The 23,321-nt window shown below is 41.8% G+C and carries 22 protein-coding genes; 6 read left to right on the top strand and 16 right to left on the bottom strand.

Annotation, left to right across the window (positions count from 1 at the left end; translation table 11 throughout):
• From FTV41_RS00295 to ispH, 5 genes are all read right to left on the bottom strand, one after another.
• A complete protein-coding gene (locus FTV41_RS00295; RefSeq protein WP_179995903.1) occupies positions 1 to 741 on the bottom strand; it encodes a hypothetical protein in 741 nt (246 codons plus the stop codon).
• Positions 742 to 744: 3 nt separating this feature from the next.
• Positions 745 to 1,659, bottom strand: a complete 915-nt coding sequence (locus FTV41_RS00290; RefSeq protein ID WP_168526216.1) for a PilW family protein — start codon at positions 1,657 to 1,659, stop codon at positions 745 to 747.
• Entirely contained in the window at positions 1,656 to 2,180 is a 525-nt protein-coding gene (gene pilV / locus FTV41_RS00285) for a type IV pilus modification protein PilV (RefSeq protein WP_168526218.1), read from the bottom strand. Before pilV ends, FTV41_RS00290 begins: the two co-directional genes overlap by 4 nt.
• Positions 2,177 to 2,728, bottom strand: a complete 552-nt coding sequence (locus tag FTV41_RS00280) for a prepilin-type N-terminal cleavage/methylation domain-containing protein (protein ID WP_179995902.1) — start codon at positions 2,726 to 2,728, stop codon at positions 2,177 to 2,179. The genes pilV and FTV41_RS00280 overlap by 4 nt, the downstream gene beginning before the upstream one ends.
• Positions 2,729 to 2,891: 163 nt before the next feature.
• Entirely contained in the window at positions 2,892 to 3,842 is a 951-nt protein-coding gene (gene ispH / locus FTV41_RS00275) for a 4-hydroxy-3-methylbut-2-enyl diphosphate reductase (protein WP_179995901.1), read from the bottom strand.
• Between the two features lie 134 nt (positions 3,843 to 3,976).
• On the opposite strand from ispH, the gene gmk reads away from it, so the two are divergent.
• The 6 genes from gmk to bfr all read left to right on the top strand — a co-directional run bounded on the left by gmk (position 3,977) and on the right by bfr (position 9,163).
• Positions 3,977 to 4,600 carry a guanylate kinase gene (gene gmk, locus FTV41_RS00270; protein WP_179995900.1) on the top strand — a complete coding sequence of 208 codons (624 nt, stop codon included), beginning with the start codon at positions 3,977 to 3,979 and terminating at the stop codon, positions 4,598 to 4,600.
• Between the two features lie 76 nt (positions 4,601 to 4,676).
• Positions 4,677 to 4,958, top strand: coding sequence for a DNA-directed RNA polymerase subunit omega (rpoZ, locus tag FTV41_RS00265; RefSeq protein ID WP_004809957.1), 282 nt, complete (start codon positions 4,677 to 4,679; stop codon positions 4,956 to 4,958).
• A 222-nt stretch (positions 4,959 to 5,180) separates the two neighbouring features.
• Positions 5,181 to 7,283: a bifunctional (p)ppGpp synthetase/guanosine-3',5'-bis(diphosphate) 3'-pyrophosphohydrolase gene (locus FTV41_RS00260; protein WP_179995899.1), complete on the top strand. Its 2,103-nt coding sequence runs from the start codon at positions 5,181 to 5,183 to the stop codon at positions 7,281 to 7,283.
• Positions 7,284 to 7,404: 121 nt separating this feature from the next.
• On the top strand, positions 7,405 to 7,788 hold the full coding sequence (locus tag FTV41_RS00255) for a RidA family protein (RefSeq protein ID WP_004809961.1): 384 nt from the start codon (positions 7,405 to 7,407) through the stop codon (positions 7,786 to 7,788).
• Positions 7,789 to 7,960: 172 nt separating this feature from the next.
• Positions 7,961 to 8,155 (top strand): bacterioferritin-associated ferredoxin, encoded by a 195-nt coding sequence (locus FTV41_RS00250; RefSeq protein ID WP_167846362.1) that lies wholly within the window; start codon positions 7,961 to 7,963, stop codon positions 8,153 to 8,155.
• A gap of 543 nt (positions 8,156 to 8,698) precedes the next feature.
• A complete protein-coding gene (bfr, locus tag FTV41_RS00245) occupies positions 8,699 to 9,163 on the top strand; it encodes a bacterioferritin (protein WP_131260631.1) in 465 nt (154 codons plus the stop codon).
• A 165-nt stretch (positions 9,164 to 9,328) separates the two neighbouring features.
• Here bfr and FTV41_RS00240 read toward each other — a convergent pair whose 3' ends face one another.
• From FTV41_RS00240 to gltB, 11 genes are all read right to left on the bottom strand, one after another.
• The gene (locus FTV41_RS00240) at positions 9,329 to 9,622 is read right to left on the bottom strand and encodes a type II toxin-antitoxin system RelE/ParE family toxin (RefSeq protein WP_070153485.1); all 294 of its coding nucleotides are present in this window, start codon (positions 9,620 to 9,622) and stop codon (positions 9,329 to 9,331) included.
• Positions 9,615 to 9,857 (bottom strand): type II toxin-antitoxin system ParD family antitoxin, encoded by a 243-nt coding sequence (locus FTV41_RS00235; protein WP_019836164.1) that lies wholly within the window; start codon positions 9,855 to 9,857, stop codon positions 9,615 to 9,617. Before FTV41_RS00235 ends, FTV41_RS00240 begins: the two co-directional genes overlap by 8 nt.
• A gap of 218 nt (positions 9,858 to 10,075) precedes the next feature.
• A complete protein-coding gene (locus FTV41_RS00230) occupies positions 10,076 to 11,707 on the bottom strand; it encodes a PglL family O-oligosaccharyltransferase (RefSeq protein WP_179995898.1) in 1,632 nt (543 codons plus the stop codon).
• 152 nt (positions 11,708 to 11,859) lie between these two features.
• A complete protein-coding gene (tfpZ, locus tag FTV41_RS00225; protein WP_179995897.1) occupies positions 11,860 to 12,597 on the bottom strand; it encodes a TfpX/TfpZ family type IV pilin accessory protein in 738 nt (245 codons plus the stop codon).
• A 41-nt stretch (positions 12,598 to 12,638) separates the two neighbouring features.
• The gene (locus tag FTV41_RS00220) at positions 12,639 to 13,169 is read right to left on the bottom strand and encodes a pilin (RefSeq protein ID WP_179995896.1); all 531 of its coding nucleotides are present in this window, start codon (positions 13,167 to 13,169) and stop codon (positions 12,639 to 12,641) included.
• Positions 13,170 to 13,377: 208 nt separating this feature from the next.
• Positions 13,378 to 13,902: a pilin gene (locus FTV41_RS00215; protein ID WP_306670438.1), complete on the bottom strand. Its 525-nt coding sequence runs from the start codon at positions 13,900 to 13,902 to the stop codon at positions 13,378 to 13,380.
• Between the two features lie 505 nt (positions 13,903 to 14,407).
• Positions 14,408 to 14,968 (bottom strand): TPM domain-containing protein, encoded by a 561-nt coding sequence (locus tag FTV41_RS00210; RefSeq protein WP_179995894.1) that lies wholly within the window; start codon positions 14,966 to 14,968, stop codon positions 14,408 to 14,410.
• Positions 14,962 to 16,068: a YgcG family protein gene (locus tag FTV41_RS00205; protein ID WP_179995893.1), complete on the bottom strand. Its 1,107-nt coding sequence runs from the start codon at positions 16,066 to 16,068 to the stop codon at positions 14,962 to 14,964. Before FTV41_RS00205 ends, FTV41_RS00210 begins: the two co-directional genes overlap by 7 nt.
• 20 nt (positions 16,069 to 16,088) lie before the next feature.
• Complete coding sequence (locus tag FTV41_RS00200) at positions 16,089 to 16,679, bottom strand: LemA family protein (RefSeq protein WP_096901276.1); 591 nt, start codon at positions 16,677 to 16,679, stop codon at positions 16,089 to 16,091.
• Positions 16,680 to 16,970: 291 nt separating this feature from the next.
• Positions 16,971 to 18,392, bottom strand: a complete 1,422-nt coding sequence (locus FTV41_RS00195; protein ID WP_179995892.1) for an FAD-dependent oxidoreductase — start codon at positions 18,390 to 18,392, stop codon at positions 16,971 to 16,973.
• Between the two features lie 91 nt (positions 18,393 to 18,483).
• Positions 18,484 to 22,959, bottom strand: coding sequence for a glutamate synthase large subunit (gene gltB, locus FTV41_RS00190; RefSeq protein ID WP_179995891.1), 4,476 nt, complete (start codon positions 22,957 to 22,959; stop codon positions 18,484 to 18,486).
• Positions 22,960 to 23,321: the final 362 nt, after the last annotated feature.

Genomic DNA, 23,321 nt, shown 5'->3' with positions numbered 1-23,321 from the left:
TTAATTCACTTGGCGCAACTGATATTCCATTTCTTGACTACTATATGGAACATTCAATTTTGATAGACAATCAGCAACACTATCTTTGGTTACACCATCTACAACAACATTAAAACTTGGGTAATCCATCACACACTTATTAATTTCATCTGCAGACGCTGTAGATAAATTTGGAATAAATGAAGTTGCGTTCACAATAATGGTGCCAATATCTTTACCACCATAGGTCTCTGAGTCAGAACCCTCATATTTGTGCGTCCAATCCTTACGATTCTCTGTAGCAGACCGAACCCCTACTCGAGTCATCACTGCATTTCTATTAGACACATAGTCATTACTTTTATTGCTCTTACAATACCCATCCTGACCTAAATCATTTTTTTTAATTGTTGAACCTTGCCAATAAACGATACTTGCTTTACCTAAATTATATTTATCTGTTGACTCATTCTTACGCACACAATAAACAAGTTCTTTACCCTTGTTTTCATTCTTATTCGCAAATCCAATCATGCCATTATCAAGCTGTAATTCAGCAATCTTCAATGCATCATCGGTATATGCTTCCAGTTGAAAGAAAATAGCATCAGAGTTCTGTACCAATAAAGACTGTGCTTGAGCATTAGTAGTAATATTCAATGAGGTAATCGCCCCCCTAATTGCCCAAGTCCCCACAATCATTATCAGCAACAATAAAACCAAGACCACAATTAAGGTATTGCCTGTATGTTTTGTTTTCATGGCTTACTCCGCTTGATTTTTCACACCAAAACCATTACGCAAAGCAATTGTTTGAGTAATAACTTGTCTTATATATTTAGAATTACTATTGTGGGAAATGAGTTCTTTGTTCACCAAATCCAATACAGTAAAGCTTGTTTTGTCTGTACCCTTAGAAACTGCTTCAGGTGATCGCAATAAAATCCCCATTTGTATAGAAACAATCTGAGGCTTATCTGCAAGTTTTTTATATTCGGAAGGTGAAACATATGCAAACTGGTCCATCACCCCATCTGGAGAAACTCCCGTGTCTTTAGCAATACCAAATAGCACTCTAAAGTGTTCAACATTAGGTATTAGCATTTCGCCATCACCCGACAAATTAAATACAGTTTCATTATCTCCTGAATACTCATAAGCTTTACACCGTAATGAAAATGACTTAACACCAGATGCATTTTCCTCTTTTACAAAATAGCGCTGCACAACAAATTGATTAGGAAGCACCCGCTTTCCTTCACAATTGTATTGACTACCAATAGTATTTTTATATTGAATGACCAACTGATCACTCTTAAGATCTTTTAAATTACTAGGCCCCACTGCTGAAGTTGTCAAAAAACTTTCTAACTGAGTTCTAACATCATCGGACAAAGTGGATGCAACAGATGTAAGGTTTTCAGCTTTTAGAACGATACCACCATGCTGAGTATCTACAGTCATGGCTGCCTGATTAGAATCGATATTAGAACGACGAATATCTTTAACAATATAATCTAGACCAAATATCCCACTATTTTGTATATTTGCCGCACCTTGCTGAAAGTTTATTCCCTGATTTGCTGTAACAAATACCTGAATTGCTGCAGCACTAATCAACAAACCTAAAGTCAATGCAATCATAAGCTCAAGTAATGTAAAACCACGTACTGTATTCATGTTCCGTATGCCTCCATCACCAAACAAGTCGCTCCAGCTACATAAACCCCATCACTCATACAGGCAGATACATTCGTTGCACTAATTATTGTATTTCCCCAAGCGATATACACACACTCACGATCCCCTCCCTGACATCTATCTATTACAAGTTTCATCCCAGCTTGTCTAGCAGCTCCAAGCACCTGACTCACATCGTAAGACACCATCTCAGCACGATTACACATCGGTGTTGTGCTAATTGTTGTCGCACTGGAATCAGCTACCTTACAAGCCTTAGGCTCTCCAGAAGAAGAACCATTAATTTTTGTTTTATATTCAACCAATTGTGTTCTATTTACTCTTATTCTTTCAGCAAGATCTCTTGCCAAAGACATTGCTACAGTTCTATCACTCGCCTCCTGCATCGCATCTAGCGCCCTAAACTGCAATGCAGAAAAACCTAATACAGCAATGGAAAGTAAGACCAAAGACACCAATACCTCTATCATTCCAACACCTAGCTGATATTTAGTATTCATGTGCAACTCCCCACTTTTTCTTTTGTTTCAATGTTACTAATCAAGCCACTTTTGAATATTTTTATTGACTTAATCTCTCTCACCTTCTCATGACATAATTCAAACACCAAATCTTCCGTATCCTGCCATTCGATAATTAACTTTGGATTAGTTAATGGGTCTTCATCCAAATTTGGATCGTAATTAGGATTCCTTACATATCTTTTAAGTGAAGTTGTTCTTTTATTTGCTAAACCTACAGGTGAAAAAGTAATACCTTCAGGAGTTGCTTTTGCAAGAACATGGATTTGATCATTACCAGGCAACCAGTAAAACTGATGGTCTGTGTTTGTTGTATCTTTAAATTCAAGTGAAACTTCTTTTCGCAAAGCAATCGCCGTTCCACGTACTTTAGCCATCGTTTGAGCTAACTCTCTTGCACTTGTATCTAGTTGTTTTTTATACACTAAAGGCATAAGACTCGGAGCCGCCATCATCGCGATAATCGCCATCACCGCAATGGTCACCATCAACTCAATTAAGGTGAACCCGTTTTCTTTTTTTCGCATACTCCCCCCAAGACACAGACTTTGCCCTATTAAAAATAATAGCGAACAACTTTACAAAACCCTCACACTTCAGGATAAAAGGCATAAAAAAGCAGATAACCGTCATTTAACGGTTATCTGCCTATTTTTAATCAGTTTTTTAAAGTGTTATATGATTCGCAGTTTAAGCCTGTGTTACAGGAATGCGTAACTCTTTGGGCAAACTAAAGGTAATATTTTCTTCGCGGCCTGCCAGCTCTTCAGGGGCAGTTGCACCCCAGTCTTGCAAACGCTGAATCACTTGTTTGATTAAAATTTCTGGTGCAGAGGCGCCTGCAGTTACACCAATCTTTGTATTCGGTTGAAACCATGCTTGCTCCAACTCGTCTGCATTATCCACCAAATAGGCGTGTTTCCCCATACGTTCGGCTAACTCGCGTAAACGGTTAGAGTTAGATGAGTTTGGCGAACCCACCACCAACACCACATCACACTGATTAGCCAAGTCACGTACAGCGTCCTGACGGTTTTGGGTGGCATAACAAATATCGTCTTTACGTGGCCCTTGAATATTCGGATATTTCTGGCGCAAGGCATCAATGACTTTAGCAGTGTCATCAATCGACAAAGTAGTTTGCGTTACAAAAGCCACTTTATCTGGATGCTGAACCGCAAGTGCAGCCACATCATCCTCATCTTCTACCAAATAAATTTCACCACCATTTTTCTTGTCGTACTGTCCCATCGTACCTTCAACTTCTGGGTGGCCTTCATGCCCAATTAAAATAGCTTCGGTGCCTTCACGCGCATACTTAGTCACCTCAATATGCACTTTGGTGACCAATGGACAAGTCGCATCAAATACTTTTAAGCCACGACGTTCTGCTTCTTGTTGTACTGCTTTAGATACACCGTGTGCACTAAAAATCACAATGTTGTCATCAGGCACTTCATCTAATTCATCTACAAAAATTGCACCGCGCTGACGCAAGTCGTCCACCACAAACTTATTGTGTACCACTTCGTGACGTACATATATAGGTGGGTTAAAACACTCAAGGGCACGATTTACAATCGCAATTGCTCGGTCTACACCTGCACAAAAACCACGTGGATTCGCCAATACAATTTCCATAGAACCCTCTATGTTGAAGTTAAATAGGTGGGATGTTTTAAAATTTATGCCAACAAAAGCCATCTTGGCTATTTTGTTTAAGGGGCGTCTACTCTAAAATAGAGAAGATATTTTATCATATCAGGAAAAATATCATGTCGGGTCTATTGTTTGTCGTTTCTGCCGCTTCAGGAACAGGCAAAACATCCCTCGTTAAAGCCCTGCTTGAGCGTGTGAATAATTTACACGTTTCAGTTTCTCACACAACACGTGGTCAACGTCCCGGCGAACTCGATGGTGTGCATTATCACTTCACGCAAAAACAAGATTTTATCGACTTGGTAGAGCAAGGCGGTTTTATTGAGTATGCAGAGGTGTTTGGCAATTATTACGGCACCGCGCAAGCGACGGTTAAAGAGCAGTTAGCCAAAGGTCACGATGTGTTGCTTGAAATTGACTGGCAAGGCGCTCAGCAAGTACGCAATCTTTTTCCTGAATCGAAGCAAATTTTTATTCTTCCACCAAGTCAGTTTGATTTACGCGAGCGTTTGTCTAACCGTGGCACCGATGCAGTCGATGTAATTGAACACCGTCTAGGCTGCGCAGTTGAAGACATGCAACAATATGTCAATTTTGACTATGTGATTATTAATGATGACTTTAATAAGGCTCTGCACGATTTAGAATCGGTGATTACGGCTAATCGTTTGGTGACGGCGCAGCAGGCACATCGTCATCAAGCCCTGATTGAAAAGTTAATTAGCCCGCCAAGCGCGTGATTAAAACTTGAGTCTATAAGCAAAGCACCTTATACTGCACAGTCTGTTTAAATTTATTATTCGAACGAGAATTCTTATGGCACGCGTTACCGTTGAAGATTGTTTAGACCATGTAGACAACCGCTTTGAGCTTGTACTAGTGGCAAGCAAGCGCGCGCGTCAATTGGCACGTCAAGGCATAGAACCTACCGTTGAGTGGGACAACGACAAACCTACCGTTGTTGCTTTACGTGAAATTGCAGAAGGTCACGTTTCTAAAGACATTTTGAAACAACGTGATCAAGATTATCAAACTTCGAGTCTTGACCTCGCACTTTCAGCAAATAACTTGAATTTAGATGGTTTTTCTTTCCAATAAGAACGACTTTCTGAAAAAGCCTAGTTTTTTACTAGGCTTTTTTGTTGTCTGAACTTTAATCTTGCGCTAAAAACCGTTATAACATAAGGATTAAGACCTAATTTTAAATGGTCTAATGACCTTATGTTTTGGTACGAAAAAAATTGACAAGTCATGCAATATGCTTTTCATTATAAGGTCTAACTGTAGATTCGTTATCACTTGTATTTTAAAGGGTGTTATATGCCAGGCACGATGGTCAGCCAAGCCAAACAACAGCTTCAAGCCATGATCGAACCTTACCTGAGTGTAAGTGAAGTCGAACAGGTGCTTACGGCTTGCGATTATGCCGAGCATGCGCATGATGGCGTTACCCGTAAAAGTGGTGAACCGTATGTGTTACACCCGATTGCGGTCAGTTGTATTTTGGCGCACATGCGTTTGGATGCCGACACGCTCATTGCTGCCCTATTGCATGACGTCATTGAAGATACTGACTACAGCAAAGATGATATCACAGAAAAATTTGGACGCACCGTTGCCGAACTAGTCGATGGTGTGACCAAACTTAGCCATTCCAGCGACAAGGAATACAACAAAGCCGCATCGTTCCGTAAAATTCTGCAAGCGACCTTACAGGATCCACGTGTCATTATTGTGAAACTAGCAGACCGCTATCACAACATGACCACATTAGATGCGCTGCGACCAGATAAACGCGCACGCATCGCTCAAGAAACCTTTGATGTATTTGTACCCATGGCACGTATCGTGGGTATGAATGAAATGGCAGATAACCTTGAACATCTGTGTTATCAAAACCTTGATTTAGATATGTATAACGATGTGCAAGCCGCCCTGTTGCACACCAAGCCAAAACGCTGTGAATACCAGTCCAAATGGGAACAAAACCTTGCCGACCTACTGCAAGACAATCAAATTACCGGTCGGATTAAAAAGAAAAATAACAATATTGAATTACTGCGCCACTTTGTTAAAAACGATATTGATCTACAAGAACTGACCCACAGCCACGCCTTCGAAATTATTTTACAAAGTATTGCTGACTGTGACCGTTTGGCCGATATTTTACGTGACAGCTTTCAGGTCTTACATTATGAAGATCATATCCGTCGCCCACTACCAGGCGGCAACCAATCACTCATGATGCGTCTAAAAGGTGAACAAACCACCTTATCACTCACCATTCAAACTGAATTGATGCGTAAAGCCGCACGTTTTGGCGTAGTCTTGGGTGAAAACGCACCACAAGCCTGCCGTTCTGCCATTCAAGCCTCTATGAAAAGCTTAAACGTGTTGGTTGATGGTGAATGCGCTAAAACCACATTTAGCGATTTACTGGATTATCTACACCAAGAGAAAATTCATGTTTATACACCGCATGGACATTTACATGAATTGCCGCAAGGCGCCACCGCGGTTGATTTTGCCTATGCAGCCAGTTTATTCTTAGGTAACCACGCCGTCGGTACAAAAATTAATGGTGAAAGCAAACCGCTGTCAACACCACTCATCAGCGGGCAAGTGGTCGAAATCATCACCGATGTGTTAGCCACACCAAACCCAGACTGGCTAAGTTTTATTAATACCCAAAAGGCCCGTCGTGCCTTACAAAACATTCTGCGTGATCAGGATATTGAAGAACAGCGTTTGGTGGGGCAGCAAGCCCTGAACCGTGCGCTAAAATTGTTTAATCACTCGATTCAAGACCTAACCGAAGCAGATTGGTTAAATGTGTTGCAATGGCGTCATATCGACTCCAAAGACCGTTTATTTGAGCAAATTGCAGTCGGTGATTTATTACCGCAGTTGGTGGCGAACCACATTTACGCACTTGATCAGGACAGCAGCGAACATTCTGACCGTCTGATTCAGGGCACAGAAGGCATTGACGTGAAATATGCACACTGTTGCAATCCTGTGCTGGGCGATCCGATTCAGGGCAACTTGTCACGTCGTGGTTTAATTGTGCATCGTGCGCGCTGCAACAACTTACTGCATGAGCAGCATCAACATCCTGAAAATATCATGCCGCTACAATGGACTTCAGAAGATGTTGATGACGTGAGTTTTACGGCTTACCTCAGCATTGATATGGATATGAATGACGAACAAATTTCCGATTTGATCTATCAATGTCGTAAGGCCAAAACGGGAGTAGAAATGGTGCGCAGCCATGATGGTAAAACCCACGTGAATATTGTGGTGAATAACCGTAAGCAAATTGCCAAAATTATTCGTGATTTGCGTATGCACTTCGGTTTCCCACGAATTAGCCGTTTAGCGCGTCCCATCAGCATTGTAGAAGAAGCCAAAGCTTGTTAATTCAATGCGCTGCATGGTGATATTGCCGCACATTCAAGCGATTTTGCATAACTGACTCATCAGGCTACTGAAAGCTAGTCGGATGGTCTATGATGTTCGTACATTATTTTAGGAGAAATCAATGTCTCGCCAAGTCATCCATACTGAAAATGCACCTGCAGCAATTGGTACTTACTCTCAAGCCATTTTAGTGGGCAATACGGTTTATTTATCAGGTCAAATTGGTTTAGACCCGTACAGCATGGAATTGGTAGAAGGCATTGAAGCGCAAATTCGCCGCGTATTTGATAACTTAAAGGCCGTTTGCGAAGCGGCGGGTGGCTCTTTGGCCGATATTGCCAAGCTCAATATTTTCCTGACGGATTTATCACACTTCCAATTGGTCAATCAGATTATGGGTGAATATTTTGCACAACCTTACCCTGCGCGTGCAGCCTTAGGTGTGGCCAGCTTACCTAAAGGTGCTTTAGTTGAAATGGATGGCGTTGTGATTATCAATTCATAAGTCATTATCATTCAAATACTTAAAAACAAATAAACGATGCCACCTATTAAGTGGCATTTTTTAATTCAAAAACCCAATTACAATAAATGACTTTTCAAATGATTTTTATTGACAAACGATAATAATTATCAATAATAACACTTATCTTATTTCAATTATTGTGGTTGCATTCATGTACGTTTGCTTATGCCGTGGTATTACAGATCAAGACATTAAAGAAGCCGTTGCCAATGGTGCAGACAGCTATCGTGAAATTCGCGATATGTTTGACTTGGGCACTTGTTGTGGTCGCTGTGCACCTGAAACTCGCACCATCATTAGCGATGAAATTGCACAAATTGCGTCTCGTCTTGCCGTTGCTGCCTAAAGCTGCCGTTTTATTGCTCTCCCGCATTTCAGTATTATAATTTTTACTCGGTGTTTCCTCTCCCGCTTTCGACTACAGCGGGTTTTTCTTGTCTTACATTTCTTCACACCGCCTAGCTAATTGTTTTTGATTGCGATTTTCATTTGCGGTCTGGGGTCTATTTATACTTCATCTATGTTTGCGACTACGCATATTTTTTAGCTGATATAAGGCATGGGACAGGAAGTTTAGTCATTCTAAATGACTGGCACATAACGCAATAGCAGCAAAAAATATGCTTGTCCCCTTGCGCAGCAAACAAAGCAGTGCTTTGTTCTTGCTCATGTGGCTAAAACTTTCTCAGATTGCGTTATGAAACTTGGCAATAGTCTCGCTATTCCCTTCGTTTCATGCCTTATCTGCTCAGTTTTAGCCGACAGCGCAAACCATTTATGAAGTATAAATAGCCCCTAAATCACTCGCCATTTTGCCCAGTCTTGTTTAAGATAGAAATATAGATTGCCTTAAGCGGTTTAAGGCAGAAATTGTTGATGGAGTGCTGCAATGAAAGGCAATCGTGATGTGATTAATCAACTCAACCAAGTTTTGTATCATCACCTGACTGCAATTAACCAATATTTTTTACATTCACGTATGTTTAATGATTGGGGCATTGAACAACTCGGCTCGGCTGAATATAAAGAGTCGATTCGTCAAATGAAACATGCTGACAAAATTATTGAACGTATTTTATTTTTAGAAGGGCTGCCAAACTTACAACACTTGGGCAAATTGTATATCGGTCAGCATACAGTTGAAGTTTTGAATTGCGATGTTCGTAAAGTCCAAGAAAATATTGAAGCGATTCAAAAAGCGGTGGTTTTAGCAGAGCAACAATTGGACTATGTAACCCGTGATTTGGTTCAGGAAATTTTAGAGAAAGAAGAAGAATATTTAGATTGGGCAACGACACAGCTTGATTTGGTTGAAACTGTGGGTATTGAAAACTATATTCAAAGCCAACTCTAAGATTCATCTGGTTTAGATAACTCAAAAGACTGGTTTTCCAGTCTTTTGTTTTTTGGGGCACTTTACCTAAAATTCAGTATCTTGCCTATCTCTAATGAAGAAGCTCTCAATATCAATATATTTTACTTATGCGCATTTTAAATTCTTGGATTTATAAAAAAGTATTTATAACGCAAAAAAATGTTTCATGGGTTGCATCTGTTGATGCAATATCCGAATAATAAAAATTCCATAATCCTGTTTTTTATAAAAAATAGCATGTTGATGATGATCGTGACGGCGTATTCCCTCGCCAATATCTACACATGCATAACCAATCAGCGGTGAACTCACTAACAAATGAAAGGTATTTTCCAAATGTTGCGTGTATTGGTCAGCTTGAGCTACACCAAAATTAAGTAAGGTGTATTCATAAATAGCTGTGAAGTCGTCGACAGCTAAATTTGATAGCTTATACACGATGCTTCTGCTTCACTTGAGCCGCAATATCTTTTAGGCTAAGTGTACTTTCTCCACTGTTCTCACCTGCTTCAATCGCTTGCTTTAAAGCTGCAGTTTGATTTTCTTGCTGCTCCAATAATCTTAGTGCAGATCGCATCACTTCACTGGTTGAACCATAACGTCCAGATTCAATCAGTTTGCTCACGAAGTCATCGAGTTGTGGGCCAATTGTTACACTTGTAGTTCTCGCCATCAGCATGCCTTATTGTGTGAATAGATCATACAATTCTAACACAACTCCCTTTATCTGAACAAAAGTTCAGCATCTCTTTAAATTTTCGCACATGAAATCAATTTTATAATGAATACCCCCTCTCTTTTTAAAGAGAAGTTGGGAGAGATTTTCAACATTGAAAATTTTCACCATATTTGGCTCACTATTTTCAAATCCCCCTCCTTGCGCTACACAAATCAGCGCGGCTTTGCCTCATCCAACAAAGTCGCATAATCCACATTGACCTGCCACAAAGTGCTTAACAACCATAATTGCTTTTTGGCTTCTGCTTCATAACCGTTAAATGCTAATACGCGCGCATATTTCAATAAATCGTAGCGGGTTGGATAATTCAACACAATTTCATGGATATCCTGCAATTGTTCAGGTGTTTGCTGGCTATACGGATTTAATCGAATCCACGCAATACGGCGGTTAAATTCATCGAGTACCAAAATACGCTCTTGATGGGTGATTTTTTCAGGCATATGTTCGTAGCGTACCGACTGATTCAATTTAGGCACCATCACCTCATAATCACGATAAATCAGCATCAACAACAATGCGCCAAGTACAAAAGTACTGCGTAAATAAATTACAGATAAAGTGAAGTTTTTGAACACCCGTTGTGACTGAACCATGCCGATAATAAAACCTACAGGCAGCAAGAAGTAGGCATAGTTTTGTGGAAATTCCAGCATGGCATGTACGCTAAATGCACCGACCATTAAAATCCCCACAACCGATTCCACCGACTGGGTATGTCTATGCAGTTGGTAGCCCCAATAACCCAAATACGCCAAAAATGGCACGCCGAGTATCACACCATTCCAAAGTAAAAAATCCAAAATAAAATTGTGTGCGCTACGAATCCACACAGGACCTTGCACAAATTCACTGATCGTCACATAAGCCACACTGGTTTGATGCCAGCCATAGCCCCACCACGGTTGATGTTCAATCGCAGCGAGCATTTGCTGCCAAATGGCCAAGCGTGACATATCACCTGTGGCGCGTTGCACCACATCTCGAGATTGCACTGAAAGTTCTGCACTTTGTGAGAGTAATTGACTGAAAGCAGGTGCGATAAAAATCAGCCCGATAAATGCGACAAACCACAGCAAGCTATAGCGCCATTTAATCCGCATCACGCCACGGTATTGTTGATAGCTCAAATAGGTCATGAGACACAGTGACGCCAACCATGAAGTACGCGACTGACTCAGTACCACACCCACCAAAATCATGGCAGCTGCAATCACAATCCACACAGTTTTAAGTTTTTGTTTTTCGTATAAATATAGGCATGCCATGAGTGACATTACCAAAAAGGTCGCCATGTTATTGGGTTGGGCGAAATTGGCATACGGACGTTGCCCGATTTTAATATCTACCATCATAGGCAGGTATTGATCGAGTGTCAGCCACTGGCAAATTGCCATGAATGCGGTAATACTTCCCACGCCGAGTAGCACATAACTAAAACCTGCGAAGATACGCTCACGTTCAATATTATTTTGAGTGAGGTTATAGCCAAAAATAATCGCCAACCAAAAACTAAAGATATACACACTGCTGAGAAAAGCTTTGTCAAAGAAGTAGACTAAGCCTAAACTCCACTGAATGAGCGGAACACTGCACAATGCCAGTAAGGGCAGGCTAATTTTGGGTATCTGTAATTTTCCTTTGAATAGGCTGGCTCCAAGGGCAAACAGGGCAAAAAATGCGTAGAGTTCGCCTGTATAGGTAACCCACGGGCGGTAGTGAATGGGCAATAACCATGCAAGGGAGATGAGGATGGCAGCCAATATTAGCAATGCAGATTTCATAAGAAAAATAGACTAAAAAACTGGCTCTATCTTATATTTTTTTAGGCAAGATGATAGAGCTTTGTACGGCAAGTTTGATTGGAATTCTGCCAGTTTTGCAATGGAGTGATTGCGTGGGGAATACTTAGATTCCCCATTTTCAACTTAAAATATTATTTCCATGGTCTTAAGTCTACAATTTTTACAACCTCGCCTTTCTCTTTATTGATGAGAACCGTCATGTCTACTGTATTAGCTTTAAGAGGTACAAATGCGTTTGCTTGGGGATATTTAGCTAAAGTTTCTTTTACTACTCTTGGATCATTATATTGGTTTAATAAGGTTATGTCTTGCACTCGCTGCTTAATTTGGTCAGTTACTTTCGACAACTCAACATAACGTTCTGGACGTTGTGATATTTCAATTTTTCCTAGAATTTCTTCAAACATATCCTGATTACGTTGCTTTTGATCTTTTGCAAATTTTATTGCAACATATTGAGGACCAAACCAGGAGGGGTGTTGATACATTTTATTTGCTTGTTGAATATTCTTAGTATAAATTTCATTATTTCGGACGACTTCAAAACGATCTACACTATACACCAACCATACCGGTCGACCTTCTGTAATATGATAAATTCCATAAAAAAGAGCAGAGATTTGAATGAGAATAATGACCGTTAAATCAAATTTAAGTGTTTTCTTCCCCTCTTTGTAAACCAACCACGTCAATAATGGACCAAGAACTAAATCAATACCTACCATCATCAGAAAAATATGGGTAACTCCTGTCGCTTTATTTAATGGCAAGGGATACCAACATAAAAATACAACCACAACTACCAGTAAAGCAATAAGAATTGAAATACCTAAATGTATGGTAACAAATGTAGCCTTTGCAGATCTCATACTATGTTTAATTCCCAATATCCTGAGCGGAATATTATCATTCACCTACATGCAGATGGTACATATTTTGGCTGCATTGTACCTAAGGTTGCGCCAGCCATACCATACAAAATTGCTGTTTGCTGTGTCTTCGAAGAACATGCCCAATCTAAAGTTCCATTCTGACCATTAGTTAAAGCAAGCTTTAAACTCACTATAGTTGTGCTATTTACATGAATATATGGACTTAAAATAATGGTATTTTCTATTGGTGATACACCAATGGCTGTATTTTTAAAAGTAGTCGTTATTTCCCCACTTTCTCTATCAATTAAAACACGTTGCACATACTTACTTGTTGCCCCATTATTTCCTGCCTGACTGTTCCATGAATCCGCCACTACCTGTAAATCTATAGGTGAAATTACCGCTTCGGCTGCCATAGCTGATTTGGCACTATCAGCTAAACTTAGACCTTCTAATACACGGGCACGAATCGTATAATCCTGATATGCAGGCAATGCAATTGCCGCTAAAATACCAATAATCGCCACCACAATCATCAGCTCAATTAATGTAAATCCCCTTTCCATGGTATGTCCCCATCTCTCACCCCATTCAACTTACTTATTTATATCCAATAACCATACCAACTTATTTTTTTAATAAATAACAATAACTTACATAAAAACCCATATCAAATATTGTCAAAAAATGTCATATAATTCTTATTTTAACCAATATATGCAAATCATTAGACAAAAAGAAGCAGCCCTTAGGCTGCTTCTTTTTGAATAAATATTAACGGCATTGAGACGGAGCATACTTAGCAAGTAAAGTGCCTTCAGTAATGTCATTACCTACTAATTGAGCATCAGCAGTTGTTTTTGTTTCTGAAGCACATGCCCAATCTACCGCACCAGTTGTTCCATTTGCATAAGCAGTATCTAAACTGATAGGACCAGCACCATCATTAATAAATGGTTTTAAGTGCAACGTATTAGCAGCACCAACACCCGTTTCATCTCCGTTATAGGTAATCTCAATTGAGCCTGTAGTATCATCAGTTGTTAAAATTGAGTCTACATATTTACTTATTACACCCTTACCACCTGCTTGGAGGTTCCAACTATCTGAAACAACTTTCAAATCAGTTGCTGTAGCCGCACCACCGATCTGTTTTTGCAAATCACCAGCAAGCGTTAAACCTTCAGAAACACGAGTACGAATGGTGTAATCTTGATAAGCAGGAAGTGCAATCGCAGCAAGAATACCGATAATTGCAACAACAATCATTAATTCAATAAGGGTAAAACCCTTTTGCATAGTTTTCATAACATTCTCCACAAATGTTTGTTAATTTAATTATAAGCTTTGTAAGCTATTTTATACTTAGCACTAAACGTGCCAACTTTTATTATAGACAATTCCCACAAAAAAACAGCATCTTACACATAAAAAATTTTTCATACTCAAACTAACTGTTTATTTATGTTAAAAAGTGACAATAATTGTCAGATTAAAAATTTCAGCTTAACAAATTTTGTCATTTTTAGAGAATTAGATCACACTTTAAATTGTTACATCATCTATTTTTTATGTATTTGATTTAAATTTCAGCAAATTTAGCTTTTGTGCTGATGTGGTTTCCCCTTTTTGAAAAAGTAAGCCAAATGTAGTGAAAGCTACCCATGTTTAAAAAATCTCTCCTAACCTCTCTTAAAAAAGGGAGGAACCCTCATTGCATTCCCTTTCTTGCGCACAAACTTAAAGCCGTGCTTAAATTTGTGCTCAGGAAGGAATTAAAAAAAGAAAAGAACATCAACAACCCTCACCCCAAAATAATCGGCGCATTGCTCAATTCATTTTGCAGATCTAGCAGCTGGCGGTCATAAAACACATCCAAAATTTCACCAATTTCTTGCACACCTGTTATTACAGCTTGCCGATACTGCTGCTGTGCCAAACCCTGCACAATATGTGCACAGACTTCATCCCACACCTGTTGCGTAGTCGCGGTTTTAATGCCACGGTCAATCACAATTTCTACTTTGCGTTCACACAAATTCAGGTACAGTAAAACCCCGCTGTTCAGTTCAGTATCCCAAACACCCATTTCTGCAAATAATTGGCGAGCACGGGTATGCGTATCTACCGCATACGCCAACCGCGAGGGTAAACAACCTTCAATCACCACCTGAATTTCACCCACATGCCCATGCTCGGCTGTAGTCACCGCTTCTGCAATGGCATGCTGATCCTGCGCATTAAAAAAACGTTTGGTGGCAGGTAAATAAAAGAAATGCTTCAGCCAACGCTTTACACTCGGACGCGCTGCAATCTCCATTTTCGGTTGAGTAATAATTTCTGTTGTATCTGTTGTGGTTACCATGATCCTGATGCTCCTCCCCCACCAAAGCCACCGCCTCCGCCGCTATAGCCGCCTCCACCACCAAAACCGCCACCGCCACGTCCGCTACCACGCCCTGCAGAGGACAAGAAAATTTGGAAAATGGTCTGTGCAATAGCGGTGATGAGTAAAAAGAAAATTCCCGCACCAATCATTAAACTGGTGATTAAGCCTGCACCATTGACCAAACCTGCCACTGTCCCTGCAACGGCAGCGGTTGAAGCACTCAAGCGCTTTCCAACAATCAGAGAGCCAATTACGCCTGCAATTAAAATAAACAAGGCACTACTCAATGTTTTTTCACGCGCGTGTTGTTCTTGTAAGGCTTGTTCCTGACGTTGTTTCAACTCTTGTGCAGCCTGTGCAGCAACTTCGGGGTCTAGGTTTAAAATCCGTTCAATTTCGGCCAAGCCTGCATCTATGCCTTGAGCATATTGCGCTTGTTTAAAATACGGCGTAATACGTTGGTTAATAATCCGACTGACCACAATATCGGGCAGCACGCCCTCTAAACCATAACCTGTTAAAATTTGAATACGGCGGTCATTGACCGCAATTGCCATCAACACACCATTGTCTTGCTTGGCAGAACCAAGCTTCCATTGTTCTGCGATCCGCATAGCAAAATCAAAAATATCTTCCTGCCCTGTGGTCGGAACAATCACGACGCCAATTTGTGCTTTGGCTTGTTGATGTAAATTTAAAATCCGCTGACTGATTTGCTGTTTTTCTGCAGCAGTGAGCAAATTGGCTTGATCGACCACGGGCTGATTTAAGGTCGGCAAAGCACGGATGGATTCACCGTCTGCCATATCATTGGCAATTTGCGGTTGCTGAACGGGTGTTTCTATAGGTGCTTGCTGAGTGCTCGATGTAGGCTGGCGTGAATTTGCAAGATCTGGGATGGGGTTGGCACTTTGAGGATGCTGTTGCTGCACAATTTTACCCAGCACCACAGCTTCGGCGGTTTCATCAGTTGCGGTGGCAACTTCACTATATGCTAAGCAGCTGAAACACATCACCATAATGAGCAGCAATATCTGCCCAAGGTTCATGTGGGTCTTGCTGTGCGATAGCAGCATTCAGTCATCCTCCCTATGCATTATTCAAACGAAACTTTCGGTGCTGTTTGTGCGCTTTGTTCGGCACTAAAGTTTGGTTTGGTGTCCATGCCAATCACTTTAGCGGTCATCACTTGCGGGAACTGACGTGCATAACTGTTAAAGTCTTGCACTGTGCTGATGTAGCGATTACGCGCCACGGCAATGCGATTTTCTGTGCCTTCAAGTTGCACTTGTAATTCACGGAACTGTTCATTTGCTTTTAAGTCTGGGTAATTTTCAGACACGGCAATTAAACGCGACAAGGCACTGGTCATTTGCGCCTGTGCTTCCTGATATTTCTGGAATAACGCAGGGTCTTCTAATACCGACTTATCCACTTTTAAGCCTGCGACATTGGCACGTGCCTGAGTGACTTCAGTCAAGACTTGTTCTTCATGTTTGGCATAGCCTTTCACGACATTGACCAAGTTAGGTACGAGGTCAGCACGGCGTTGATATTGGTTTTGTACTTCTGACCAAGAAGCAGTCACGGCTTCATCTTTCACTTGTAGGGTGTTATAGCCACAGCCGCTTAATGTCAAAGTACTGGTTAAAGCCACCGCGAGCATGGTTTTTTTTGTGAAATTCATAAATTAACCTCTAAATTTTCTTTGTATTTGTTTGAAATGATTTCATTCTAACGTGAAATTCTGACCTGTTTGTGTATTTTGTTTAATCGAGCGAATCACCAAACTGTTTACATCAAACAATAACCTTGTACAGCAGATTGAATTGATATTGAAGTTTCAGCTCTTAAACCTTATATGAATCAGGGATGGCAATATATTCCACAAGAAAATGAGCGGGATAAAATATCCAATAAAAAAGGACTGAATTCCTTAAAAATCAGCCCTTTTCACATCTAAGCAAAACAAACTCGTTTAGACATCTAAATAATCCAAAATACCTTCTGCCGCCTGACGACCTTCCCAAATTGCAGTCACGACCAAATCAGAGCCACGCACCATATCGCCCCCTGCAAAAATTTTTGGGTTTGAGGTTTGGAACTTAAAAGTTTGCTGTTCTGCTGCCAGCACACGACCTGAACCGTCTACTCCAACATTGGCAGAGGCAAACCAATCTGCAGGGCTAGCACGGAAACCAAAAGCAAGTAATACTGCATCGGCAGCTAAAACTTCTTCAGAACCTGGCACAGGTTCTGGGCTGCGACGACCACGACTGTCAGGCTCACCCAATTGTGTGGTCACCACTTTAACACCTGTAACTTTGCCATTTTCACCAACAATTTCAATGGGTTGACGGTTAAATAAGAAGTTCACCCCTTCTTCACGGGCATTGGTCACTTCACGGCGTGAACCTGGCATATTGGCTTCATCACGACGGTAGGCACAAGTAACTTCCTGTGCACCTTGACGAATAGAAGTACGGTTACAGTCCATGGCAGTATCACCACCACCCAGTACAATCACTTTCTTGCCTTCAACACTGATGTATTCTGCAGGGTCTTTTTCCCAGCCTTGGCAACGGTTAACATTGGCAATCAAGAAATCCAGTGCATCATAAACGCCATCTAAATCTTCACCGGCAAAGCCACCTTTCATATAGGTGTATGTGCCCATGCCCATAAATACCGCATCGTAATCTGCAAGCAATTGGTCAATGCTGATGTCTGTACCAATTTCAGTATTTAAACGGAATTCAACCCCCATGCCCGAAAAAATTTCACGGCGGCGTTTCATCACGTCTTTTTCCATTTTAAATTCTGGAATACCAAAGGTGAGCAAGCCACCAATTTCAGGGCGTTTGTCAAAGACGACAGGCTTTACCCCGTTACGCACCAAAATATCGGCACAGCCCAAACCCGCAGGGCCTGCACCAATAATGGCAACTTTTTTATCGGTCCATTTCACATGCGACATGTCTGGACGCCAGCCCAAGGCAAAAGCTGTATCGTTAATGTACTTTTCGGCATTACCAATAGTCACTGCACCAAAACCATCATTTAAGGTACATGCGCCTTCACACAAGCGGTCTTGTGGACAAACCCGTCCACAAACTTCAGGCAAAGTATTGGTTTGATGACACAATTCTGCTGCCTGAAAAATACGACCTTCCGAAATTAGTTTAAGCCAGTTCGGAATGTAGTTATGCACAGGGCATTTCCATTCACAGTACGGGTTACCACAGCCCAAACAACGATGGGTCTGATTGGCCGCCACTTCTGCAGTAAACGGTTTATAAATTTCCACAAACTCATTTTTGCGGACATCGAGATCTTTTTTCTCTGGATCTTGGCGTGCTACATCCAGAAATTGAAAGTCATTATGTAGGCGTTCTGCCATGTCTTTCTCCGTAGGTGGGTGTAGATAACTTCACTTTTACGCTGGGTATAAGTCGAAAGTTATCCGCACCTGCCGAATGCTGAGTCGTGGATTATTGTGGATCTGCTTGGGTCGTTTTCAACAAAGTCTGCAAGTTGGCAGCTTTTGGTTTTACCAACCAGAATTTACGGCTATAGAAATCAAACTCATGACGGATCTTATACGCCCACGCACTGCCTGTTTCGGCAATATGTTCATCTAAAATACGTCCTAAGAATGCTTTATGTTCTTCCATCGCTTCAGTCGAAATACGATTCAGCTCAATCAGTTCGTGGTTGTAACGGTCAACAAAGTCATTATCTAAGTCCAGTACATAGGCAAAACCACCTGTCATACCTGCACCGAAGTTATGTCCCACTTTGCCAAGTACAGTCACAATCCCGCCTGTCATATATTCACAACAGTGGTCGCCTGCACCTTCAATCACCGCAAATGCGCCTGAGTTACGTACCGCAAAACGCTCACCTGCAGTACCCGCAGCAAATAATTTACCCCCAGTTGCACCATATAGGCAGGTATTACCAATAATGGCAGTATTCTGCGTTTGGAATGGCGAACCTTTTGGTGGGAAGATGGAAATACGTCCACCCGCCATGCCTTTACCCACATAGTCATTGGCATCGCCTTCAAGTTTGATATGCAAACCACCTGCATTCCAAACACCTAAAGATTGACCCGCAGTACCTGAAAGATTCACTTTGACAGGATGATGTTCCATGCTCAAGTTACCATAACGACGAGCAATTTCACCTGAAATACGTGCACCAATTGAACGGTCACAGTTGCTCACATTAAAGTAATAATCGCCCCCTGTACCTGCTTCAATTGCAGGCAGCATCTCTGCAATCATTTTTTCAGCCAAGATGCCTTTGTCAAATGGCGCATTGCCTTCAACCTGACAGTATTGCGCTTTACCTTCTGCCGCAGGGTGCGATTCCAACAAAGCACTTAAATCCAAGTGCGCATGTTTTTCGGTTTCACCTGGTAAAATTTCTAGCAAGTCGGTACGGCCAATCAAGTCTTTTAAGCTCGCCACACCCAATGCGGCTAACCATTCACGGGTTTCTTCCGCAATGAAAGTGAAGAAGTTGATCAGCATTTGTGGTTCACCAATATAGTGTTCCTGACGCAAATGATCTTGCTGCGTTGCTACACCAGTAGCACAGTTGTTTAAGTGACAGATACGCAAGTATTTACAACCTAAGGCAATCATTGGTGTTGAACCAAAACCGAAGCTTTCTGCACCTAAAATTGCAGCTTTAACCACATCTAGGCCAGTTTTTAAACCGCCATCGGTTTGTACACGAACTTTGCCACGCAAATCATTCACACGTAGAGCCTGATGCGCCTCGCTTAAACCTAATTCCCATGGCGAACCTGCATGGTGAATAGATGACAGTGGCGATGCTGCTGTACCGCCATCATAACCCGAGATGGTAATGAAGTCGGCATAGGCTTTAGCGACACCTGCTGCAATGGTACCCACACCCGGTTCAGACACCAGTTTGACCGATACCATGGCTTGCGGATTGACTTGCTTTAAATCGAAAATCAATTGTGACAAGTCTTCAATCGAATAAATATCGTGGTGTGGTGGTGGTGAAATCAAAGTTACACCCGGCACAGAGTAACGTAAACGGGCAATCAAGCCATTCACTTTACCACCCGGTAACTGACCACCCTCGCCTGGTTTTGCACCCTGCGCCACTTTAATCTGCAACACTTCTGCAGAGGTTAAGTAAGCAGGTGTGACCCCAAAACGACCCGAAGCAATCTGTTTGATTTTCGAGTTACGAATCGTGCCATAACGCGCAGGGTCTTCACCGCCCTCACCTGAGTTTGAACGCCCACCAATAGTGTTCATGGCTATCGCAATGGCTTCATGTGCTTCTGGTGACAACGCACCCAAAGACATGCCCGCAGAGTCGAATCGCGGTAAAATTTGTTCAACCGATTCCACTTGATCTAAGGCAATGGAATTGTCTGTTTTTAACTTGAATAGATCACGAATGGTTGCGATTGGGCGATTATTCACGATTTCTGCATATTCTTTAAAATCTGCATAATTGCCTGAACGCACCGCTTTGTGTAAGGCATTAATCACATCTGGGTTAAAGGCATGGTATTCCTTGCCAAATACAAATTTCAGCAGACCGCCCTGATCAATTGGCTTACGCGATTTCCATGCAGTATCTGCCAATTTTTTCTGATCATTTTCCAGATCGGCAAAAGTTGCACCCTGAATACGACTCGGTACACCAATAAAGCAAGTATTCACCACTTCGGCAGATAAGCCGACTGCCTCAAACAACTGACCACCACGGTAAGATGCGACAGTTGAAATCCCCATTTTGGACAAGACTTTAAGCAAGCCTTTTTCAATGCCTTTGCGGAAATTGCTTTGCGCATAAACAGGATCGCCCAATAACTCGCCTTTGGCAATCAAGTCATTGATCACATCATAGGCCAAATATGGATACACTGCAGTTGCACCAAAACCGAGCAATACTGCAAATTGGTGCGGATCACGAGCAAAACCAGTTTCCACAATAATGTTGGCATCGGTACGTAAACCGACTTGAATTAAGTGGTGATGCACCGCACCAGTCGCCATGACCGCATTCGCAGGCAAGTAACCTTCACGGATTTTTTTATCGGTGAGTACCAATAAAGTTTTACCCTCACGCACCGCTTGTGCAGCAGTTTCGCAAATCCGTTGAATCGCAGCTTGCAAACCTTCATTTTCGGCATAGTTCAGGTCGATGTCGGCAATTTCATAGCCTTTACGACCCAAAGTGCGAATTTGGTGCATTTTGGAGTTGGTCAACACAGGACTTGAAATAATCAAGCGGTCGGCATGTTCTGGGCCTTGCTCAAATACGTTTTGTTCACGCCCTAAACAGGTTTCCAAAGACATCACGATCGATTCACGCAATGGGTCAATCGGTGGATTGGTCACCTGCGCAAACTGCTGACGGAAATAATCCGACACATGGCGTACCTGACGCGACAATACTGCCATTGGCGTATCATCACCCATGGAACCCACGGCTTCCTGACCGCTTTCTGCGATTGGACGCAATAATTGATCACGCTCTTCAAAGGTCACCATAAACATTTTTTGTGCAGCTTTTAAGGCATCACCTTTTAAACCCTGATCACACAAATATTCTTCAAGCTCTGGGCTACCTTGTAAACGGATTGAATTTTCACGTAACCATTCACGATAAGGACGCATTCTTTTCAGATGGTTATTTACATCCTGCGTATCGAGCACTTTGCCAGTAAAGGTATCCACCACCAAAATTTGCCCTGGGCCAACACGTCCTTTAGAAATTACATCTTCAGGCTCATAACCCCACACCCCAATTTCAGAGGCCAAAGTAATGTAGCCATTTTTAGTGATCACCCAACGTGCAGGACGTAAGCCATTACGGTCTAACATACAGATGGCATGACGACCATCCTGAATCACTAAACCTGCAGGGCCATCCCACGCTTCCATATGTTTAGAGTTAAATTCATAGAAAGCGCGTAAATCGGCATCAATGGTTTCGACGTTCTGCCATGCAGGCGGAACCAACATACGCAAGGCACGGAATAAATCCATTCCGCCACCCACCAGAATTTCCAGCATATTGTCTAAGCTTGAGGAGTCTGAACCTGTACGGTTTACAATTGGGTTTAGCTCTGTCAAACCTGGCAATAATGGATTTTCAAATTTTGGGGTACGTGCCATCGCCCAGTTACGGTTGGCGGTAATGGTGTTGATTTCACCATTGTGTGCTAAATAACGGAACGGCTGTGCCAACGGCCAACGTGGCAAAGTGTTGGTCGAGAAACGCTGGTGGAACACCACAATATGTGATGCCAAACGTGTATCAGCAAGGTCGGTATAGAAGTCTGCAATCGCTGCAGGCATCATCAAACCTTTATAGCTGATCACGGTTGAGCATAACGTGGTCACATAAAAATATGGATCAGCAGTCAATTGCTGCTCGGCACGACGACGCGCCAAGAATAATTTGCGGTTAAATTCAACCTCAGTCACACCCAATGGGCAATTGACAATAATTTGCTCAAAAGCAGGCAAAGACTGCATGGCGATTTCGCCCAATGCCTCATTATTGGTTGGCACCACACGCCAAGCCAATACTTTACAGCCTTCTGCTTCAATTTCTTTGGTCAGGATATTTTTTGCATGCGCCGCTAAGGCAGGGTCGAGGTTCAGAAAGACCGTACCCACTGCAAAAATTTCGCTCAGGGTAATGTCACTTAAGCGTTTTGCTTCTTCGCGGAAAAATTGCTTTGGCATCGCCAACAGCAAACCACATCCATCGCCCGTTTTACCGTCTGCGGCAATACCACCACGGTGGGTCATGCAACTTAAACTATGAATGGCAGTCTTGACGAGATCATGGCTTGCATCACCCTGCATATGGGCAATTAAACCGAAACCACAGTTATCTTTAAACTCATCCGGTTGGTATAAACCTTGAGCGGGAGCTACAGTATTAGGCGATGGCATGTGCATAGCGTACCCTTCTTTTACTTGCCCAATTGGGCCAATTAAACAATCTGTTTTTGCGATTTAACTCAATTTACAACTCTAAACATCAACCTTGGGTAAATGAAATGTCACACATTTATTTCAATCAATACCGATTAAAAAGCCTGAGTGACCGATTCATCATTTACGCAACTTTTACACTTTAATGTAGCAGGCAAATTTGACAGTTTCGCACAATCATTGAATCTTTTTTGCGCCAAAATAGGGACAACAACTCAATTCACGCACCAATAAAAGCAAAAACAATGCCAACTTTATTTTTTATTCGCACATGAGCCAAATCTCAGCTTTAACCCTAAAAATGTAAAATCAGATCACAT

This window comes from Acinetobacter sp. YH16051, from assembly GCF_013417135.1.
GTDB lineage: Bacteria > Pseudomonadota > Gammaproteobacteria > Pseudomonadales > Moraxellaceae > Acinetobacter > Acinetobacter towneri.
The sequence above is the reverse complement of the archived record's forward strand: the minus strand, read 5'-3'. Positions and strand labels throughout refer to the sequence as shown.

Coding starts and splice junctions, on each gene's coding strand:
- FTV41_RS00295 (WP_179995903.1), bottom strand. CDS start 741: ATGAAAACAAAACATACAGGCAATACCTTAATTGTGGTCTTGGTTTTA.
- FTV41_RS00290 (WP_168526216.1), bottom strand. CDS start 1,659: ATGAATACAGTACGTGGTTTTACATTACTTGAGCTTATGATTGCATTG.
- pilV (WP_168526218.1), bottom strand. CDS start 2,180: ATGAATACTAAATATCAGCTAGGTGTTGGAATGATAGAGGTATTGGTG.
- FTV41_RS00280 (WP_179995902.1), bottom strand. CDS start 2,728: ATGCGAAAAAAAGAAAACGGGTTCACCTTAATTGAGTTGATGGTGACC.
- ispH (WP_179995901.1), bottom strand. CDS start 3,842: ATGGAAATTGTATTGGCGAATCCACGTGGTTTTTGTGCAGGTGTAGAC.
- gmk (WP_179995900.1), top strand. CDS start 3,977: ATGTCGGGTCTATTGTTTGTCGTTTCTGCCGCTTCAGGAACAGGCAAA.
- rpoZ (WP_004809957.1), top strand. CDS start 4,677: ATGGCACGCGTTACCGTTGAAGATTGTTTAGACCATGTAGACAACCGC.
- FTV41_RS00260 (WP_179995899.1), top strand. CDS start 5,181: ATGCCAGGCACGATGGTCAGCCAAGCCAAACAACAGCTTCAAGCCATG.
- FTV41_RS00255 (WP_004809961.1), top strand. CDS start 7,405: ATGTCTCGCCAAGTCATCCATACTGAAAATGCACCTGCAGCAATTGGT.
- FTV41_RS00250 (WP_167846362.1), top strand. CDS start 7,961: ATGTACGTTTGCTTATGCCGTGGTATTACAGATCAAGACATTAAAGAA.
- bfr (WP_131260631.1), top strand. CDS start 8,699: ATGAAAGGCAATCGTGATGTGATTAATCAACTCAACCAAGTTTTGTAT.
- FTV41_RS00235 (WP_019836164.1), bottom strand. CDS start 9,857: ATGGCGAGAACTACAAGTGTAACAATTGGCCCACAACTCGATGACTTC.
- FTV41_RS00230 (WP_179995898.1), bottom strand. CDS start 11,707: ATGAAATCTGCATTGCTAATATTGGCTGCCATCCTCATCTCCCTTGCA.
- tfpZ (WP_179995897.1), bottom strand. CDS start 12,597: ATGAGATCTGCAAAGGCTACATTTGTTACCATACATTTAGGTATTTCA.
- FTV41_RS00220 (WP_179995896.1), bottom strand. CDS start 13,169: ATGGAAAGGGGATTTACATTAATTGAGCTGATGATTGTGGTGGCGATT.
- FTV41_RS00215 (WP_306670438.1), bottom strand. CDS start 13,902: ATGCAAAAGGGTTTTACCCTTATTGAATTAATGATTGTTGTTGCAATT.
- FTV41_RS00210 (WP_179995894.1), bottom strand. CDS start 14,968: ATGGTAACCACAACAGATACAACAGAAATTATTACTCAACCGAAAATG.
- FTV41_RS00205 (WP_179995893.1), bottom strand. CDS start 16,068: ATGCTGCTATCGCACAGCAAGACCCACATGAACCTTGGGCAGATATTG.
- FTV41_RS00200 (WP_096901276.1), bottom strand. CDS start 16,679: ATGAATTTCACAAAAAAAACCATGCTCGCGGTGGCTTTAACCAGTACT.
- FTV41_RS00195 (WP_179995892.1), bottom strand. CDS start 18,392: ATGGCAGAACGCCTACATAATGACTTTCAATTTCTGGATGTAGCACGC.
- gltB (WP_179995891.1), bottom strand. CDS start 22,959: ATGCCATCGCCTAATACTGTAGCTCCCGCTCAAGGTTTATACCAACCG.